Source organism: Thalassospira sp. UBA4513 (assembly GCF_002388495.1).
Taxonomy (GTDB): domain Bacteria; phylum Pseudomonadota; class Alphaproteobacteria; order Rhodospirillales; family Thalassospiraceae; genus Thalassospira; species Thalassospira tepidiphila.
Genome location: NZ_DGMR01000039.1, coordinates 357,037 through 376,170, shown reverse-complemented (window position 1 = coordinate 376,170; position 19,134 = coordinate 357,037). Strand labels below are relative to the sequence as shown.

14 protein-coding genes are annotated in these 19,134 nt (G+C 55.2%); 7 read left to right on the top strand and 7 right to left on the bottom strand.

The window, feature by feature from the left end; translation table 11 throughout:
• Positions 1–85 precede the first annotated feature (85 nt).
• Together B2T33_RS18585 and pyc are read right to left on the bottom strand one after the other, a co-directional pair.
• Positions 86–1,570, bottom strand: coding sequence for an FAD-linked oxidase C-terminal domain-containing protein (locus tag B2T33_RS18585; RefSeq protein WP_286792941.1), 1,485 nt, complete (start codon positions 1,568–1,570; stop codon positions 86–88).
• 16 nt (positions 1,571–1,586) lie between these two features.
• Positions 1,587–5,057 (bottom strand): pyruvate carboxylase, encoded by a 3,471-nt coding sequence (pyc, locus tag B2T33_RS18580; protein ID WP_286792852.1) that lies wholly within the window; start codon positions 5,055–5,057, stop codon positions 1,587–1,589.
• 433 nt (positions 5,058–5,490) lie between these two features.
• On the opposite strand from pyc, the gene B2T33_RS18575 reads away from it, so the two are divergent.
• The 3 genes from B2T33_RS18575 to B2T33_RS18565 all read left to right on the top strand — a co-directional run bounded on the left by B2T33_RS18575 (position 5,491) and on the right by B2T33_RS18565 (position 8,524).
• The gene (locus tag B2T33_RS18575) at positions 5,491–6,894 is read left to right on the top strand and encodes a cache domain-containing protein (RefSeq protein WP_008888343.1); all 1,404 of its coding nucleotides are present in this window, start codon (positions 5,491–5,493) and stop codon (positions 6,892–6,894) included.
• A 49-nt stretch (positions 6,895–6,943) separates the two neighbouring features.
• On the top strand, positions 6,944–7,624 hold the full coding sequence (locus B2T33_RS18570) for a response regulator transcription factor (RefSeq protein ID WP_286792851.1): 681 nt from the start codon (positions 6,944–6,946) through the stop codon (positions 7,622–7,624).
• Between the two features lie 168 nt (positions 7,625–7,792).
• A complete protein-coding gene (locus tag B2T33_RS18565) occupies positions 7,793–8,524 on the top strand; it encodes a Crp/Fnr family transcriptional regulator (protein ID WP_286792850.1) in 732 nt (243 codons plus the stop codon).
• 13 nt (positions 8,525–8,537) lie between these two features.
• Here the strand turns inward: B2T33_RS18565 and B2T33_RS18560 are convergent, their stop codons facing one another.
• The 4 genes from B2T33_RS18560 to B2T33_RS18545 form a co-directional block, all read right to left on the bottom strand.
• A complete protein-coding gene (locus tag B2T33_RS18560) occupies positions 8,538–9,275 on the bottom strand; it encodes a hypothetical protein (RefSeq protein WP_286792849.1) in 738 nt (245 codons plus the stop codon).
• An 84-nt stretch (positions 9,276–9,359) separates the two neighbouring features.
• Entirely contained in the window at positions 9,360–9,719 is a 360-nt protein-coding gene (locus B2T33_RS18555; protein ID WP_064779891.1) for a TraR/DksA family transcriptional regulator, read from the bottom strand.
• Between the two features lie 100 nt (positions 9,720–9,819).
• Entirely contained in the window at positions 9,820–11,034 is a 1,215-nt protein-coding gene (locus B2T33_RS18550; protein WP_286792848.1) for a hypothetical protein, read from the bottom strand.
• Positions 11,035–11,179: 145 nt separating this feature from the next.
• The gene (locus B2T33_RS18545; RefSeq protein WP_286792847.1) at positions 11,180–11,371 is read right to left on the bottom strand and encodes a hypothetical protein; all 192 of its coding nucleotides are present in this window, start codon (positions 11,369–11,371) and stop codon (positions 11,180–11,182) included.
• 603 nt (positions 11,372–11,974) lie between these two features.
• Here B2T33_RS18545 and B2T33_RS18540 point away from each other — a divergent pair.
• The 4 genes from B2T33_RS18540 (at position 11,975) to B2T33_RS18525 (ending at position 17,124) form a co-directional block, all read left to right on the top strand.
• The gene (locus tag B2T33_RS18540; RefSeq protein WP_286792940.1) at positions 11,975–13,837 is read left to right on the top strand and encodes an ABC transporter substrate-binding protein; all 1,863 of its coding nucleotides are present in this window, start codon (positions 11,975–11,977) and stop codon (positions 13,835–13,837) included.
• A gap of 45 nt (positions 13,838–13,882) precedes the next feature.
• The gene (locus tag B2T33_RS18535; RefSeq protein WP_286792846.1) at positions 13,883–16,243 is read left to right on the top strand and encodes an ATP-binding protein; all 2,361 of its coding nucleotides are present in this window, start codon (positions 13,883–13,885) and stop codon (positions 16,241–16,243) included.
• 271 nt (positions 16,244–16,514) lie between these two features.
• Positions 16,515–16,739, top strand: coding sequence for a hypothetical protein (locus tag B2T33_RS18530; RefSeq protein ID WP_062956730.1), 225 nt, complete (start codon positions 16,515–16,517; stop codon positions 16,737–16,739).
• 157 nt (positions 16,740–16,896) lie between these two features.
• Positions 16,897–17,124: a hypothetical protein gene (locus B2T33_RS18525; protein ID WP_008888353.1), complete on the top strand. Its 228-nt coding sequence runs from the start codon at positions 16,897–16,899 to the stop codon at positions 17,122–17,124.
• A 177-nt stretch (positions 17,125–17,301) separates the two neighbouring features.
• Here B2T33_RS18525 and B2T33_RS18520 read toward each other — a convergent pair.
• Positions 17,302–19,134, bottom strand: a 1,833-nt coding sequence (locus tag B2T33_RS18520) for a glutamate synthase-related protein (RefSeq protein WP_286792845.1), incomplete at its 5' end; no start/stop codon positions are given.

Here is a 19,134-nt window from a genome sequence, read left to right as displayed (position 1 = left end):
TCGGATTTGCGGGAGCCGATTGGCCGGCCTTTGTTTTATCGTGTTTGTTTGTTGTTTCGTTTGATCACGCCCTGGGGGCAGGACCCTAGAAACGCGGGATGTCCGGGAACTTGTCGGCCACCGCCTTGGCATGCAGGGTTTTAAGTTCCCCACAGCCATGCAAGGTCGGGAATACCTTGCCGGGGTTCAGCAACTGGTCCTCGTCAAAGGCCATCTTGATGCGTTCCTGATGCTTCATGTCATCGGTTGTGAACATCTCGCCCATCAGGTCGCGCTTTTCGACACCGATGCCATGTTCACCCGACAGCACACCACCGACGGCAACACAGAGTTTGAGGATGTCAGCCCCGAAGGCCTCGGCCTTTTCAAGGTCACCTGCCTTGTTGGCATCAAACATGATCAGCGGATGCAAGTTGCCATCGCCAGCATGGAAGACGTTGGCAACGCCCAGCCCGTGCTTTTTCGACAGGTCCTGCATGCCGGTCAGCACCTCGGACAGGCGACCGCGCGGGATGGTGCCATCCATGCACATATAATCGGGTGAAATACGGCCAATCGCCGGGAAGGCGTTTTTGCGGCCTGACCAGAAAAGCAGGCGTTCTTCCTCGTTCTCGGAAATGCGGGAATAGACCGCACCGCAATCCTTGGCGATTTTGCCAACCCGGTCGATCAGATAATCGACTTCGACCTGCGGGCCATCAAGTTCGACCAGAAGAAGGGCTTCGACATCAAGCGGATAACCGGCCTGAACAAATTCCTCGGTTGCCTTGATCGCCGGGGCATCCATCATTTCAAGGCCGCCCGGAATGATCCCGGCGGCAATGATGGCGGCAACGCAATTGCCGCCTTCTTCGGATGAATTAAAGCCCAGCAACAGCGCACGGGCGGTTTCGGGTTTGCGCAGGATACGCACCGTCACCTCGGTCACGATGCCAAGCAACCCCTCCGACCCGGTGATGATGCCAAGCAAATCATAACCCGCCTGATCAAGGCCCTTACCGCCAACGCGCAGGATTTCGCCTTCGATGGTGACCATTTCAACCCCCAACACATTGTTGGTGGTAAGGCCATATTTCAGGCAATGCACCCCGCCGGAATTTTCGGCGATGTTGCCGCCGATGGAGCACGCAATCTGGCTTGAGGGATCGGGGGCGTAATAGAACCCCTTATGTTCGACCGCGCGCGTGATGCCAAGGTTGGTGACACCGGGCTGCACGACGGCGGCCCGGTTGTCCCAATCGATGTCGAGCACGCGATTGAATTTCATCATACTAATGGTGATCGCATCGGCCATCGGAAGTGCGCCACCGGACAAACCGGTACCGGCACCGCGCGGAACGACACGGATTTTATTGGTATGACAATATTTCAGTATGGCTGCGACCTGGGCGGTATTTTCCGGCAGGACCACGATCATCGGCAATTGCCGATAGGCCATCAACCCATCGCATTCATAGGGCCTGAGCTGATCATCATCGACAATAACCCCGCCCGGTGACGGGATGATATCGCGCATGGCGGCGATAATGTCCTTGCGACGTGCAAGTGTGTGTTGATCAGGCTCAGGCATCCTAAGCATCGGTGGGTTACTCCGTTAATTCGACCAGCAGGTCCTTGGCTTCGACCTGTGTCCCGGCCGGGGCGTGGATTTTGGCCACGGTTCCATCCTTTTCGGCGTGAACCGCGGTTTCCATTTTCATGGCTTCGAGCGAGCACATCACATCACCCGACTTGATCTTCTGGCCTTCGGACACGTGGACTTCGACCACCAGACCCGGCATCGGGGCTGCGACATGCAGCTTGTTGCCATCTTCGGCCTTTGGTTTTGTCTTGCCCGTGCCAGCCAGCGTCTTGTCGGCGACCTTGACGGTGCGGGGCTGACCGTTGAGTTCAAAGAACACGGTGCGGTTGCCCTCCTCGTCACCGGCCTCGGACGTGGTCAGATAGCGGATGACAAGGGTTTTGCCCTTTTCAAGATCGACCGAGATTTCATCGTTCTGGTTCATCCCATAGAAGAAGACCGGGGTTGGCAGAACCGAAACATCGGCGTTGTGGCTGCGGTGTTCGGCGTAATCAAGGAACACCTTGGGATACATCACATAAGATGCAACCTCGGCGTCAGAGATATTGCTGCGATGAGTTTTCTTTTCGATTTCCTTGCGGGTCGCTTCGAAATCAATCGGCGGCAATGATTTGCCCGGACGATCTGTCAGGGCCTCGGCCCCCTTAAGCACCTTGCGCTGCAGGGCGGGCGGGAAGCCACCGACCGGCTGACCGATTTCACCGCGGAAGAAGGAAATGACGCTGTCGGGGAAGGTAATGTCCTTTTTAGGATCAAGAACGTCTTCCTCAGACAAACCGGACGTCACCATCATGAGCGCCATATCGCCGACAACCTTGGAGCTTGGCGTCACCTTGACGACATCGCCAAACATCTTGTTGACCGCAGCATAGGCCTTGGACACTTCGGGCCAGCGATCCTCGATCCCGAGTGCACGGGCCTGTTGGCGCAGGTTGGTGTACTGGCCGCCCGGCATTTCATGGACATAGACGTCCGAGGTGCCGCTTCGGATATCGCTTTCGAAACCAGCGTAATAACGACGGATCTGTTCCCAATAGGTCGAGATTTCCTTGAGCGCCTCGGTCTTAAGCCCCGGATCGCGCGGCTGGCCGATATAGTTGTTCGCAATCGATCCCAGGTTAGGCTGGGACGTCAGGCCCGACATCGAATCCATTGCCGCATCGACCGCATCAACACCGGCATCAATCGCGGCAATCACGGTGGCGGCCGAGATGCCGCTGGTGTCGTGTGTATGGAAGTGGATCGGGATATTGACCGTGTCCTTGAGTGCTGTGATCAGCTCACGCGCAGCGGCCGGACGCAGCACACCCGCCATATCCTTGAGACCGAGAATATGGGCACCGGCAGATTCAAGTTCGCGGGCCATATTCACATAGTAATCAAGGTTATATTTCGGGCGGTCCTTGTCATAGATATCGCCGGTGTAACAGATGGTCGCTTCGCAGAGTTTATCGGTCTTAAGAACCGATTCCATCGCGACCTTCATGTTTTCAACCCAGTTGAGGCTGTCAAACACCCGGAAGACATCCATGCCGTGTTCAGCCGCCTGCTTGACGAAGTAATCGACCGCGTTATCGGGATAGTTGGTATAGCCAACCGCGTTGGATGCCCGCAAAAGCATCTGGGTTAAGATATTTGGCACACGTTCGCGCAGCTTGACCAGACGATCCCACGGGTCTTCTTTCAGGAAGCGCATGGCAACGTCAAACGTCGCCCCGCCCCAGCATTCGATTGAAAACAGTTCCGGCAAACCATGCGCGTAATAAGGTGCGATTTCGAGCATGTCATAGGTGCGCATGCGGGTGGCCAGAAGCGATTGGTGGGCATCACGCATGGTGGTGTCGGTCATCAGGACGCGTTCCTGATCCTTCATCCAGCGCGAGAAACCTTCGGGCCCCAACTGATCAAGCTTTTGCTTGGTCCCCGGGCGGATTTCGCCAAGATCGATTGATTTTGGCATCACCGGGTCATGCAGATTGGTCGGTACCACGCGGCCTTCGACTTCGGGGTTGCCATTAACCGCAACCTCGCCGATGAAGCGCAGCAGGCGGGTGGCACGGTCGCGCCGGCGTACGAACTTGAACAGGTCGGGCGTTTCATCAATGAAGCGGGTTGTATACTCGCCGGCGCGGAATTTCGGGTGATTGATCAGGTTTTCAAGGAAGGCCAGGTTGGTCGCAACACCGCGAATACGGAATTCGCGAAGTGCGCGGTCCATGCGGTCCACGGCTTCGCGCGGGGTGCTGCCCCATGCGGTGACCTTTTCCAGCATGCTGTCATAAAACGGCGTGATCACTGCACCGGAATAGGCCGTGCCGCCATCAAGACGAATGCCAAACCCGTTGGCCCCGCGATACACCTTGATGATCCCGTAATCGGGAACAAAGTTGTTTTCCGGGTTTTCGGTGGTGATGCGGCACTGAAGCGCATGGTCGCGCAGCTTGATCTTGTCCTGCCAGGGGATGCCGGTTTCGGACGGGAAACCGATGCGCCCACCCTGGGCGATCAGGATCTGTGCCTTGACCAGATCAAAGCCGGTGACACATTCGGTGACGGTGTGTTCGACCTGAATGCGCGGGTTGACCTCGATGAAGTAGAACTTGGATGTGTCGACATCCATGAGGAACTCGACCGTGCCGGCATTGACGTAATTAGCCGCCTTGCCAAGGCGGATCGCCGCGTCACAAATCTCGGCACGCTGGTCATCATCGAGATACGGGGCCGGGGCGCGTTCAACCACCTTCTGGTTGCGGCGCTGAACCGAACAGTCACGTTCATAAAGATGCACAAGCGTGCCGTGATTATCGCCAAGCAGCTGGACCTCGACATGGCGCGCACGGCGGATCAGTTTTTCAAAGTAAACCTCGCCATTGCCAAAGGCGGCCTCGGCTTCGCGCCGTGCTGCCAGCACCTGACCAGACAAATCCTTGCCATTTTCAATGACACGCATGCCTCGGCCACCGCCGCCCCAGCTGGCTTTGAGCATCAGGGGATAGCCGATTTTCTCGGCGATGCGGGTGACCTCGGCCATGTCTTCGGGAAGCGCGCTTGAGGCGGGCATAACCGGCACACCGGCACTTTCGGCCAGATTACGCGCAGAAACCTTGTTGCCAAGGGTGCGCATGACTTCTGAATCCGGGCCGATAAACTGAATGCCGGCCTCGGCACAGGCATCGGCGAATTCGGGATTTTCCGACAGGAAGCCATAACCGGGATGGATCGCATCGACATCGGCATCGCGTGCAACACGCAGGATGTCTTCGATATCAAGATAGGCGCGAATGGGCTTGTTGCCCTTCCCCACCGTGTAGCTTTCATCCGCCTTGAAACGGTGAAGGGCGAAGCGGTCCTCGTCAGAGAAGATCGCAACTGTGCGAATGCCAAGTTCGTTGGCGGCTCGCAGAACACGAATCGCAATCTCGCCACGGTTGGCGACCAGAAGTTTACGGATACGCTTTGGTGCTGAACGCGTCATGGACACCGGGCTCCTACCACAATTTCCTGGCAGGAACGTGCCTGTGCGCGCCTGCCAAAACCAAGTGAAACGCCACGATATGGTCCCGGAATGCGTTGCGGTGCGGGATGCCTGCAACGCCATATCCATTGTGGCGATACGGGATGCCAGCACGCTGAGATCTTGTGCAATGCATCCAGAGCTTTTGGCGCCCGGTGGGCAGGCGACGGTTCTGGTATATCCGCATTGCCCTCTCCCTGTCAAAGCATGATCTCGTAAATTGGTATTACCAATTATTGGAAATCCCGACCAGTTTCTTTTCACCATGCGGAACAGGTCGCCCAAGCTTTCTCAATCAGGGCGATGGGAAAACCGCGATCTTTCAGCGACTTTTGGCGCGGATATGCTATTGTCCGCGATCTGAAAAACGGAAATTCCCGAAACGGTTACGCCCATGCCGAAGCTCAATCTTCGACTAAAGTTTTTGCTGCTCTCGATCCTGCCGCTGGTTCTGGCGGCGTCTGCGATCTCCTGGCTGGTGTTTGCCCAGGCCGAACGACTGGCCGAGGCGGAGATCAGGACCTTTGAACGCAACATCCTTCAGGCCAGAAAGGACGAGCTGAAAAGCTACCTTGAACTGGCGATGAAATCGATCGATCACATCTATTCGGTGGCAAGTCCGCTGGATGCGGTGTCAAAAGAACGTGTGAAAGCGATCATCGAAGATCTGTCTTATGGCGAGGATGGATACTTCTTTATCTATGACCGCGATGGCACCGCCCTTGTCGATCCGCCGCAACCCTGGCGCCTTGGCCGGACCTATTGGAACCTGCGCGATATCAATGGCAACACAGTCATTCAGGGTCTTATTTTCAATGCGGAAAAGGGTGGCGATTTCATGCGCCACGTCTGGGAAAAGCCATCGACCGGGGAGCCGACCGAAAAGATCACCTATTCCCTGATGCTGGATAAATGGGACTGGATGATCGGCACGGGCATTTATATCGACGATATCGCCGAGCAGGTCACCGAGATCGAGGCCGAGGTATCCACCCATATCCGCGAAACCACCATGTCGATCATCGGGGTGACGATCCTTGCGGTGTTGCTGGTGGGCATATCGGGAACGGTGGTCACATTGTCCGAACGCAAACTTGCCGACTCAAAGCTTAAGGAACTGACACATAGGGTGGTTGATGTGCAGGAGCAGGAACGCCTGCGCGTGTCGCGCGAACTGCATGACGGAATCAGTCAGATATTGGTTTCGGTCAAATATGCGGTCGAAACCGCGATTGCACGCATCACCCAGAAACGCGACAACGCGATCGAACCCATGGAAAAGGCCGCCAATCGATTGCAGGATGCCATCCATGAAGTGCGGCGGATTTCGCGTGATTTGCGCCCAGCCGTGCTTGATGACCTTGGCCTGAAACCCGCGATTGAAAGCATGTGTGCTGAACTTCAGGACCGGTCCGGCATCCTGATCGAGGTGAAATGCGACAATGTCGACGGGCAGCTTGATATCGACAAGAAAACAACGCTGTATCGTGTGTTGCAGGAGACGCTGACCAATATCGAACGCCATGCCGATGCGACGGTAGTGAAAATATCGATCAAACGCGAAGGCAGCAGCATCATCATGCGCATTGCCGATAACGGGGTCGGGTTTGAAACCAACCGATATATCCGCAACCGCGATCCGCGGGCGGGCATTGGTCTGCGCAACATGCGCGAACGCATGGAATTCCATGGTGGGGGGCTTTCGGTGCGCTCCGAACCGGACGACGGGACAAAAATCACTGCATTTATTCCCGCCAACAGCCAGAATGCCCTACCCCATGACGCTATCAGCGGTTAATCTGATGACGCACAACCCGACAGTCACGCGACAGGAACTCGTTTGATCCATGACCAATGCCACCATTGCCAACGAAGTTTATTCCACCCATCGGCCATTGCGGATTTTGCTTTGCGACGATCACGCGCTTGTCATGGATGGCATCCGGTCGCGACTGGAGTGCTTTGAGCATATCAATATCGTCGGCGAGGCCGGCAACGGGGCCGAGGCATTGACCATGGCCGGTGACCTGCATCCTGATATTGTCCTGATGGACATTTCGATGCCGGTGATGAACGGATTGGAAGCGGCCGAAAAGTTCCGGGAAACCCTGCCCGATACCAAGGTTGTCATCCTGTCGATGCATGAAAACCCGGAATATCTGCGCACCGCCCAGCAGGCGGGTGCAAAGGGCTTTATCCTGAAAGACGTATCATCCAATGACATGGTGCGTGCGATTGAAACCATCGCCAATGGCGGTGAGGCGTATAGTTCCACATTCGATCGCATCAGTGACGGCGAAGACAGCAACAATGACGGCGTGCCGTTGACATCGCGCGAACGCACGGTCTTGCGCCTGTTGGCCAAGGGGGCGAGCAACAAGCATGTTGCCCGTGAACTGGATATCAGTGTCCGCACCGTTGAAACCCACCGCCGCAACATCAAGCGCAAACTTGGTATCGACAGTTCGGCCGGTCTGGTGCGCTATGCCATTGAAAAGGGTCTGGTCACCCTTGATTCCAATAGCTGAAATCACGATCTGGATCACAGTTGTGCGCCGACCAGCATGACTTTGCTTTGATTTCACATTCTGGTACGGTACATTAGGTTCAGGATTGGATTGATTAAACTTTTCAATTCCGGCCGTATCCGGGTTTGATCGACCACCCAGATCAGCCCGACGTCATGGGTAGAGAGCGTGAACCATACAGCAAGCTACACATTCCGACCCGAACTTGCGCGGTGCCGCGAATGCGGTGTGCGGAAATTTGCCCTGTTCAACAACCTGACGGACGAGGATTTCAAACTTGTCCATATGCCGGTTGAAGACATCACCCTGCCCAAACGCAATACGCTTTATAATGCCGGTGATCAGGCGCAATCGATCTATACCCTCCGCTCTGGCCTGATCAAACTTGTCCATTACCTGCCAGATGGCAATCAGCGGGTGGTGCGCCTTGTCAAACCCGGCGGCACCATCGGGCTTGAGTCGCTGGTCAGCGAGTGTTTCACCCATCATGCCGAGGCCCTTCAGGACAGCAAGCTGTGCCGCATTCCGATTGCGGTGATTGAAAGGCTTGATAATGAAAGCCCGCGCTTGCACAAGCAGGTGCTTAATCGCTGGCATCAGGCGGTGATGGAATCCGATAACTGGCTGACCCAGATGTCGACTGGTACGGCACGCGAACGGGTCGCCCGGCTTTGCCTGTTTTTGCATGATGATGTCACCGAAACCTGTACCGTTCCGGGGCGCGAAGATATTGGTGCGATGCTTGGCATTACCACCGAAACGGCCAGCCGGATCATCGCCGATTTCAGACGTCATGACCTGCTGGAATTCAAGTCACGCAACGTCTTCAAGCTTGATCTTGTGGGCTTACGCGAAGTTGCGGGAATGGACGCCGCGGATGAGGGCAATTACGCCGACTGATCCCCTACAAATCCTATCTTGCGGCATCCTGCAAGACGGTCTGAAAGGCCGAGTTCGGGCCACAGGCCAGTGACAGCTTTTCATATTCCTGCGGCGTATCGATCCGTTTGTGTTTTTCCGCACTCCGCCTGCGAATATCGTTCAGCCGTCTTTTGAAATCCCGGCCATATTCCGAAATCAGCCGCCGCATGGCGCGTTGTGCGTTGTCCGCGGGCATCGGGAACATGGCACCAACCTGTCTGACGACATCATTGACCAGATCATCTAGGGCGGCACGAATGTCGGCCTCCATGCCCTGATTGATCTTCACATGTTCGCCTTCGTGGGCATAAACCACATCATATTCACAAGTGCCGCGTTCAAGCTCGGACGCGATATAGACCAGATGTTTGACCACATCGACCTTGGGATTGACCCGCACCGGATCAAGGCAATAACGGCCAAAGCCAACTTGGCGCGGTTCAAAACGCATATCGATCGACGCCTGAACTTCATATTCGGTAAGGCCGGTTACCAGAAAACGCGGACTGCCGCCAGCACGGCTGTTAAGCCAGCGCACCGAGCGGTGCCGATCAAGCATCGGGTCCATGTGATTGAATTCAAGGAAGGCTTCGGGGGCGCTGATCGGTGCACAGGTGCCTTGAGCACGGGCCAAATTGGGAAGAAACAGCAGCGCAGCCAGAATGATCAAAAGCGCGCACAAGACGCGGCCTTTTCCGATCTGATCATTGCGTTGCCCGAAAGCCGGCAAACCGTTTCTCCTGGCTTTAAAGAAAACGCTGCGCACAGAAACACCCGCACGCAGCGTTTGCGATATTCCCTTTACGCGCAACGATCAGACATGGCTCACATGATCAGCGCAATCGACGCAAAGCGGTGTGGTCGGATCGAATTCGAGACGCTTGGCAGCAATCGGTTCGCCGCAATTGTGGCAATGACCGTATTGGTCGTCATCCATGCGCTTGAGGGTTTTTTCGATCTGCTCCAGCTCGACCACGCGGCGGCGTTCCTGTTCAAGATGCATTTCCTGATTTTGCAGGGCATCCATCCTTGATAAGCGACCCACCGCCTGCTGATCCAGTTCGACCGGCTTGCGATAATCTTCCGAGTGGGTTGAATGTGCCAGAATCTCGGCGCGTCTTTCCTCCAGCCGGGTGCGCAACTTCGCAAGATCAATGTCTGTTCGATCCGTCATCCGAAACCTCATTATACGTTGTTGTTCTTAGCTATTAATATGGGTGCAGTGATCCCTCTTTCGCCAATGCATAGATCAAATTATTCAAAGATTTTGCCGATCACGTACAATTGCCGCAGGCATCGACGAGTTTTTCAAGCGCAGCCTTGGCTTCATCATCATCGAGGCCTTCGGATTTGATCTTTTTCTGGATCTTGCAGCAAAGGGCGGGCCCATTCGGGAACGGCTTGTCGGTCCAGAAGGGCGCGGTTGTGGCGAAATATCCCGCCTGATCCAGGAACGAGACGCCGTAGTAATAGGCGGCCCCGACCGAATTATAGAAGGTCGGGTCATCAATAAAGCCGCCATCGGGCGTCATCGATTTGGTCAGGCACCAATCAAGCACCAAGGCAATATCTTTGGATGCTGCATCTTGTGTCGCACCATCAACCTTGGCCCAGCCAAGATCGAAAACCTTGGTGACGTCATAATTATTGTGATTGTTGAAATCACCATTGTGCTTCCAGCCGAACGGATAGGCATCGTCGCGGATCGCAAGGGTGGTGTTGAAAATCTGCGTCCACAGATCGACCTTGCCATGCTGGTAGGAGATATTGTGGAACGTCAGGCTGAGATCGCAGCTTTTGAGAACGCCCTGATCGGTGGTGTCAAACCAACCGCCCCAATAACCGCTTTCACCATCCTGCCAGTCATCAAGCCATGACTTATAGGCCGAGATGTAATCATCGGTCAGATCAAAACCCTTTACGTTGGTTTTGAAATAATCGCGGATTTCGCTTTTAAAGCACATCTGTGAAAGTGCTGCCGTAACCGCCCCAAGGGCATCGCGGCGATCCAGACCATCGGCAAAAATCCGCGATGTCTTTTGACCATCAAGCCAAGCCGTCATTTTGGCGGGTGTTGAAATCGGTTCCAGAAAGGCAAACGGGTATTCAGGCGCCTTGCCTTCATCGGCCAGCGTATTGACCGCATCAATCATCGCATCGACTTTGAGGAACCATTGATCGTAACAGGGGCCCCAGGAGCCGTCGCTTGCGACCTGTTTTTCGGCCCAGGCCTGATCGGGATTGTTCAGCGAACTGGCAAAGCCACCCAGCTTCTGATCCAGCGTTTTCCAGTCGGCGGTATATTGCAGCAGCCATTTGCATTCGATCATCTGTTGATCGGAGGCCGCCATGCTGTTGCCGGTTTGCTGGGCGGCGATCAGTTTATCCTGAAGCGGGGCCAGCTTTGCGGCATATGTTTTTTGCTGCGCGACATAGTCGGGATCAAAAACGCAGAACTGCGCCGTGATCAGTTTACTAAAATCCGTCAAACCCCTGCCCCCGATATTTCAAAAGATATTTATCATGTAAAACCATGACAAATACCCGTGCAGATCCAAAGCATTATCGACAAACGGCGTCAAACAGCCGAAGGGATGGCATGGGATGTTGGGCCGGCTGGATGTGTGCTGGAAACTAGTTGCCCAGCAGCCAGTTGCGGATCACGCGCAATGCCTGTTCGGGGTCGGTATCGACGATCCTGGCGGCGACATTGGCCTTTTTGCGATCAATCATGCCCTCAATACCGGCCAGATTGAACCGGTCCGCATCGTCGGATCCGGAAACAGACGAGACGCCCGCCGTTGTTGCGCGCAATCTTTCACGCAAACGCGAATCCGAACCCGATTCGTAACGGGGGATCGGTGCCGCGGGCTTTGGACCGGGTAAAAATGACGGTCCATTCCCTGCTTTATCGCTGTTATCTGATTGCGTCATTGGCACAACTTTCGGTTCGCATTGTGACACAGTCATCATATTGGGCTGCCCCGACAGAGTGCAAATCCAATCACATCTTGCAAGGCGGTCTCAGCCACTTCAGATCGTTATATTAGTTTAAAAGAAACTTTGATTTCCGGGCGTTTCGGATGCTAGGGTCGAATTAAAATGACAAGAAAGCGATGTGGGTGACGCTGAATTTTTCCCAATCGAGCGGACGGTTTGATCATTTGATCACCGATGAAAATGCGTTTGAAAATCGAAACGCATTTCACATATAGCAATTTCACCGCGTAATGAATCGATACAAAAAAACACGCGGTTGCAAATTTTGTACTTCCACAACTCAATCACTCTATCTAGTTTGGGAGGATCAACATACCACCACTTTAGGGTAGTTGTGGCAATACTTTAGACCAGAGCACACAAATCCAAAAGGGGGGCCAGGTTTTTGTGAGGCACCATACTCTTATCCTGATTGTTGCGTTGACCACAATGCTGACTGGCGTTGCCAAAACGCATGCCGTTGAATTTGGTGAAGCCCCCGAGCTTGCCAAACTGGTTGAGGACGGAAATCTGCCGCCGGTCAAGGATCGCTTGCCGACCGCACCGATGATTGTCACCCCCAATGAACGGGTCGGCACCTATGGCGGCACCTGGAAAATGGCGCAGCGGAACAGCCGTGACCATGCCCTGCTGATCAGGACGATTGGATATGAGCCCCTTCTGCGCTGGACCCCGCAATGGTCTTCGACCATCCCCAATGTCGCCCTGTCATTCCAGCCCAGCAGCGATGCAACCGAGTTCTTTTTCCGTCTGCGACAAGGCATGCGGTGGTCGGATGGTACCCCGTTTACCGCCGATGACATCGTTTTCTGGTACGAAGATATCCTGAACAATCCGGCCTTTGCCGATGCCGTGCCGGAATGGTTGACATCAGGTGGCAATACCGTGCAAGTCGACGAGATCGATCCCTATACCGTTGCGTTTCGTTTCAGCAAGCCATACGGCCTTTTCCCGACCGCCCTTGCCCGCCCCGAAGGTGTTGAGCCGGTAAGCTATCCGGCGCATTTTCTGAAGCCGCTTTTGCCGAAATATAATGCCAATGCCAATGCCGACGCCCAGAAGATGGGTTATGCCGGCTGGAAAGAGCGTTTTATCGACGTATTTGGGCAGCCCGGTACGATTGATGACCCGACGCGCTGGAACAATCCCGATGTGCCGACCCTGAATGCCTGGGTGCTTACCGGGGTATATGGCAAGGACGATCCACTGATCGCCAAGCGCAATCCCTATTACTGGAAAATTGATCCGACCGGCCGTCAACTTCCCTATATCGACACGGTTTCCATGACACTGGTGCCGTCAAAAAGTGCGGCTGGGGATGCGGCAATTGCCGGCAAGGTCAATATGCAAGAACGCCATATCGGCACGCGCGCCAACGAAGTTCTGGCCCAAAACAAGGACCTTCAGGCCTTCACGCTGATTGAGAGCGATATGAATATCCTGACCTTGTCGCTTAACCTCAATGACAAGGACCCGGTGCTGCGCGACATTTTCCAGAACAAGGATTTTCGCGTTGCCCTGTCATATGCGATTGATCGCGAGACCATCATTGATCGCTTTGTTCCCGGTGCCTTGCCCCATCAGGCGGCACCAAGACCGGAAAGCCCGCAATATCACACGGTGCTGGCGCGACAGTTCATGGCATATAATGCCGAACTGGCGCGGAGCTATATTGCGAAAGCGGGACTGACCACCATCAATGATGACGGCATCCTGTTGCGTCCGGATGGCAAGCCGCTTTCATTCACGATTGATACCGAGGGTGCGGAACGCTTTCAGATGCTCGATGCGGTCATGTGGTATTGGCGTGAACTTGGCATTGATGTCAGGGCCCGGAACCTTGCGCGTGACGAATTTGTCGCTTTGCGCGAACGCAATGAACACAATGCCAGTGCGTGGGGTGGTGATGGCGGTCTTGATGCGATGCTCACCCCGATCAATTACCTGCCGATGTCTTCTGAATCGTCCTGGTATGCAACCGGATGGGCCAACTGGTACCTGAACCCGGAAAGCCCCGATGCCATCACCCCGCCCAAAGATGTTCGCGATCAGCTTGCGCTTTATGACCAGCTGAAAGCGACAGCAAATGCGGAAAAACAAAATCAACTGATGCGCGATATTCTCGACATCAGTGCAAATCAGTTTTACCTTATGGGAATTGCATTACCGCCAAACAGAAAAGGCGTGGTGGCACGGGACTTCCACAACGTTCCCAAGGTCATGCCTGCCGCCTGGAGTTATGCGACACCTGCACCGACCAATCCAAGTCAGTATTTTATTCAGCCCGAGTAAAATCCACGACAAACACGCATCATTCTGAATGGGGGCAGAATTAACTTGAGGACGCTGTTTGACCGACTGATCGGCAGTCTGGTTTTCAAGATCGCATTTGCGATCATTGTCGTGGAAACCATCCTTTTTGGTCTGTTTGGCGGTTATTATGTGAACTATTTCGGGGCCGAAATTGACCGCAGGATTGCGGAACAAATCAGCACACCCGGACGGCTTATTCAGCAGGAACAACTCAAGGTCTCTATTCTGAGCGACGCCGAGCAGATGGAACTTCTGCTTGGACGGCATTTGCAGCAAGCGCTGGCTGTCGGTTTTGACGGCACCATTTATCATTCCACCGACCCGTTGATGATCGGTGCATCGATCAGCTCGTTACCCGACTTCCCGACCGAGCAGCTTCGCGCCGACATGAGAGAGCCGACCCTGTTCACGGTCGATGACGATACCGGGTCCAGCATGGTCAGCATCACGCCGATCTTTGCGCTGAATGCCAATCAGCCCTTCATGTATGTCTATCTCAAGGTGTCGACCAAGGGCCTTGAAGAAAGCCAGCGCCAGATGCAATCGGTGCTTGTGATCGGCTCCATCCTTTGTGTGTTGCTGACCTCCGCACTGATTTTCCTGTTTACCCAGCACACGGTGCTTAAGCGCCTGATCACGGCAGCACAGTTTGTTAACAAGATCCAGGTCGGCAAGCTGAGTTCACGGCTGACACCGATGGGGCGTGACGAAATCGGCATTCTCGAGCGTGGGCTCAATGCCATGGCCGAAAGTCTGGAACGCCGCACACAGCAACATCAGGCCGCCCAGAACGCCTTGCGCGACAGCGAGGAGCGTTTCCGCGACTTTACCCTGTCTTCCGCCGACTGGTACTGGGAGATGGGCAGCGATTTCAAAATCGCCTTTGCGTCGTACAAGTTTTATCAGCTGATCGAGGAAATCAACGGCTCCCCGCAGGGGCAGTCGTTTGACAAACTTGGGCTGCATCCGGAACACCCGGAGGGGTGGCAATATCTGCAACGCCATCTTGATGAACATACCGCGTTCTATAACGTCGAATTTTCCTGGACATCACGGGATGGTGAAAAGCAGTTCGGGCGGATCAACGGCGTTCCGGTCTTTGCGCTGGATGGCAGTTTCAACGGTTATCGCGGAACGGGCAGCAACATTACCGAACAGCATCGCGCCGCCGAGGAACAACAAGCCTTGCAGCGCCAGCTTGCCACATCGCAAAAGCTTGAGGCGGTTGGCCAGATGGCCGGTGGTGTTGCCCATGAGTTCAACAATTGCCTTGCCGGTATCCTGAGTTTCGCCGAAGTGGCGCGTGCCAAGATTGATGACCCTGAACGGGTCAAGGAATATATCGATCACGTCATCTCGCTTGGCGAGCGGGCGACCGGTGTTGCCGATCAGCTTTTGATGTTCTCGCGCCGCAGGATCGATCAGCCGAAGAATGTCCGGGTAGAAAGCATCTTTGCGGAGATGGAAAAACTGCTGGTGACCTTGCTTGAGCACCGGATTGATCTGCAAATCTGGGCCGACGAGGCCGACCTCCATACCAGGGTTGATCCGACGCAATTGTCGGCCTGTATCCTTAACCTTGCGATCAATGCGCGCGATGCGATGCCCGATGGCGGTACGCTTCAGATTTCATGCAGCAGTGCCGATATTCCGCCGCTGGCACAGCGCGACGCCGATGAGGACGAGGATATCTATCCGCCAGAACTCGAAGGCCAGTTTGTTGTCATCACCGTGCAGGATACCGGCACCGGGATTCCCGAGGACGTGATCGACCATATTTTCGAGCCCTTCTTCTCGACCAAGGAACCGGGCAAGGGGACCGGACTTGGGCTTTCGATTGTTCATAGCTGGGTCGAAGAGGCCCACGGCTTTATCAATATTGAAAGTGTCGAGGGCGAAGGCACGACGTTCTCGATCTATCTGCCGCGTTCGGAACCCGGCGCAGAGCCCGAGGACGAAGTTGACGAGATCGGCGTCTTCCCCGGCAATGGCGAGCGTGTTCTGATTGTCGATGATGAACAGGCCCTGCGCACCACCGCCCAAATCATCCTGGATGATGCCGGTTATCGCACCGAGATCGCAAAAAGCACCGAAGAAGCGCTGGTGATCCTGCAAACCAGCACGGGTGATGCGGCATTTGATGTGATTCTGACCGACGTCGTCTTGCCCGGTCGCAGTGGCCCGCAACTGATCATCGAGGCATTGCGCCAAAACCCGCGCTATGGCGTGGTGTTCATGTCCGGTTATCCGGCGCGATCGCGCAAGGAACTGGATAATCTTTTGGGCAATTACGTGTTTGTCAAAAAGCCGTTCCGCCCCGGCAAGCTGCAAAAAGCGGTGCATGATGCGCTCAAACTCGCATCCGAACGGGCGCAGTCGAACTGACATCGCTGCTCAACAGGTCGAGTCCCCAACCCTGACCATCGCGAAATCACGGAATTTTCGCCGAATGGTTAAAAAAATCTTACCCGCCTATATTAGTTAAAATGCTTGCAAACCAAGCAATTGGCGGGGTCTGGATTGCGACAGCACTGGATAGTGTGACAACCATCACTTATATCAACCTAATAAGCCCATACCGTGAACTTCAGACAGATTTGAAGAACCCGGTAAAGAGTGATGGGCATCGCCCACCCGGACAGATAAAGAGGTCAGGATGATCGGCTCAGTTCAAGGTTCAGGACTTGGTTCAGCGGCACAGGCCGTGAATGATGCAATTACGCCCAAAGGTGGTGCAGACCCGTCTTTGCCTTTCGCAGCCGCAGAAGGCGCGATCAATAAGGCAACCGGTCTTGCCAAGGTGATCGGCTCGATCGTCACCGAACACCAGCCGCTTGAAACCAGCGGCAATCGTGGCACCAAGGTTAATATCCTAACGTGATTTTTCCCTCTCGTTAGCTTCCTCCGGGGTGGTCTTGTATGGCCACCCTTCTTTCTGTCTGGACCACGGATTGCGCTTTGACACGGCCCGTCACGCGATCATGACAAACGTCTGACCACGTGCTAGGGTAATTCCAACATCAATCGTGGACGATCAGATGACCACCAACAGAATTGGCACAGGCTCCTCCCAGACAGGCCTTCAGGATGCGCGCGCGCGTCCGCAAGGTGGTATGGTTTCGCGGGGTCGCGTTGGCGCCAATTCCGATCAGCCGTCCTCGGACAGTTTCATCGCATCCCAGCTTGCCCGCCTTCGCAACCTGATCGCAACCGATCAGATTGACCATAATGCGCGGCGCGGGACTTACCTGAACATCGTGCTTTAACCAGCAATATCGCAGATCGTTGCGTCGTGACGTTCCCAGCGGGAGCGCAGGTGTTGGCGTGACTTTGCGTCTCCCAGCAAGCTAGCCCACAAAGAAAAAAGCCCCGTACCGAAGTACGGGGCGAGTTCGTTTGTCCAGGTGTGTTGGACAAGGGAGCTTGCGCAAAAGCGTGAGGGATCACGCAGTTGCCTGGTTTTCGCTCTCGGAGCGAATGGGGTGTTCCAGCTTGTCGACGATTTCCTTTGGCACAATCTGCCAGAAGTTGCCGCGTTCACGGTCCCAGTTATCGAGGATGGTGCGCGCAAAACCACTTTCGGTTTCGGCCACATGCTCTTCGATCAGAGAACGGCAATGTTCGTCCCAATGCTGGGTTTCAATGCGCTGATACAGGATGGAGCCATCATTGACGACATCGGCAAAGGTGTTGTCGCGGTCATAGATGAACGCCATGCCACCGGTCATGCCGGCACCGAAGTTTTCACCAACGGAGCCAAGGATGACAGCCGTGCCGCCGGTCATGTATTCACAACCGTTCGAGCCACAGCCTTCGACCACAACGGTCGCACCGGAGTTACGCACACAGAAACGTTCACCGGCCTGACCAGCGGCAAACAGCTTGCCGGCGGTCGCACCATACAAAATGGTGTTGCCGATGATGGTGTTTTCGTTGGTCTTAAGCGAGCTGCTTGGGCGCGGACGCAGAACAATCGTTCCGCCCGAAAGGCCCTTGCCGACATAGTCGTTGGCGTCGCCCTGGACTTCGATCTTGAGCCCCTGCACGGCAAAGGCACCAAGCGACTGACCAGCCGAGCCCCGCAGACGGACATGGAGATGGCCCGGTTTCAGGCCGGTCATGCCGTATTTCTGCGTGATCAGTGACGACATCCGGGTCCCAATCGCACGCTGGGTGTTCTGGATGTTGTACTGAAGCTGCATCTTTTCGCCGTCTTCCAGAAGCGGACGGGCATCCTTGATCATCTGGGCATCAAGGGTATCCGGTACTTCGTTACGGCCTTCGATGGTGCAGAAGCGTGCATGATCGCCAGCATCTGCCTGTGCCAGAAGCGGGTTAAGGTCAAGGTCAACAAGGTCCTTGGCACCACGGTGAACCTGCTGAAGCAGGTCTGATCGGCCAATGACCTCTTCGAGGCGGGTATAGCCAAGTTCGGCCAGAACGTCTTTGACTTCCTCGGCCATGAAGGTGAACAGGTTAACCAGCTTGTCTGCGGTACCGACGAACTTGGCACGCAGTGCCGGATCCTGGGTACAGACACCCACCGGGCAGGTGTTCGAATGGCACTGACGGACCATGATGCAGCCAAGTGCGATCAGGGACGCCGTCCCGATACCGAATTCCTCGGCACCGAGCATGGCACCGATCACCACGTCGCGGCCGGTTTTGAAGCCGCCGTCAACGCGCAGCTTGACCTTGTCACGCAGGTTGTTGAGCGTGAGCACCTGGTTAACTTCCGACAGGCCCATTTCCCATGGAACGCCGGCATATTTGATCGAGGTCTGCGGGCTTGCACCCGTACCACCGTCATAACCGGAAATCAGGATCACGTCGGCTTTTGCCTTGGCAACACCAGCGGCAATCGTCCCGACACCCGAACGCGACACCAGCTTGACGCAGACGCGGCAGCGCGGGTTGATCTGTTTGAGGTCATAGATCAGCTGTGCCAGATCTTCGATCGAGTAGATGTCATGGTGCGGCGGCGGCGAAATCAGGGTCACACCCGGCGTTGCATGACGCAGCTGGGCGATTTCGACCGTGACCTTGAAGCCCGGCAGCTGACCACCTTCACCCGGTTTTGCACCCTGGGCGACCTTGATCTGGATTTCTTCGCAGTTGTTGAGGTATTCGGCCGTGACACCGAAACGACCCGATGCGACCTGCTTGATCGAGGAACGCGCATTGTCACCGTTCGCACGCGGACGGAAACGTTCACGCGATTCACCACCTTCACCGGAGTTCGATTTCGCACCGATGCGGTTCATGGCAATCGCAAG

Excerpts from the sequence above, each read along its gene's own strand:
- B2T33_RS18585 (WP_286792941.1), bottom strand. The coding sequence starts at position 1,570 with ATGCCTGAGCCTGATCAACACACACTTGCACGTCGCAAGGACATTATC.
- pyc (WP_286792852.1), bottom strand. The coding sequence starts at position 5,057 with ATGACGCGTTCAGCACCAAAGCGTATCCGTAAACTTCTGGTCGCCAAC.
- B2T33_RS18575 (WP_008888343.1), top strand. The coding sequence starts at position 5,491 with ATGCCGAAGCTCAATCTTCGACTAAAGTTTTTGCTGCTCTCGATCCTG.
- B2T33_RS18570 (WP_286792851.1), top strand. The coding sequence starts at position 6,944 with ATGACCAATGCCACCATTGCCAACGAAGTTTATTCCACCCATCGGCCA.
- B2T33_RS18555 (WP_064779891.1), bottom strand. The coding sequence starts at position 9,719 with ATGACGGATCGAACAGACATTGATCTTGCGAAGTTGCGCACCCGGCTG.
- B2T33_RS18540 (WP_286792940.1), top strand. The coding sequence starts at position 11,975 with ATGCTGACTGGCGTTGCCAAAACGCATGCCGTTGAATTTGGTGAAGCC.
- B2T33_RS18530 (WP_062956730.1), top strand. The coding sequence starts at position 16,515 with ATGATCGGCTCAGTTCAAGGTTCAGGACTTGGTTCAGCGGCACAGGCC.
- B2T33_RS18525 (WP_008888353.1), top strand. The coding sequence starts at position 16,897 with ATGACCACCAACAGAATTGGCACAGGCTCCTCCCAGACAGGCCTTCAG.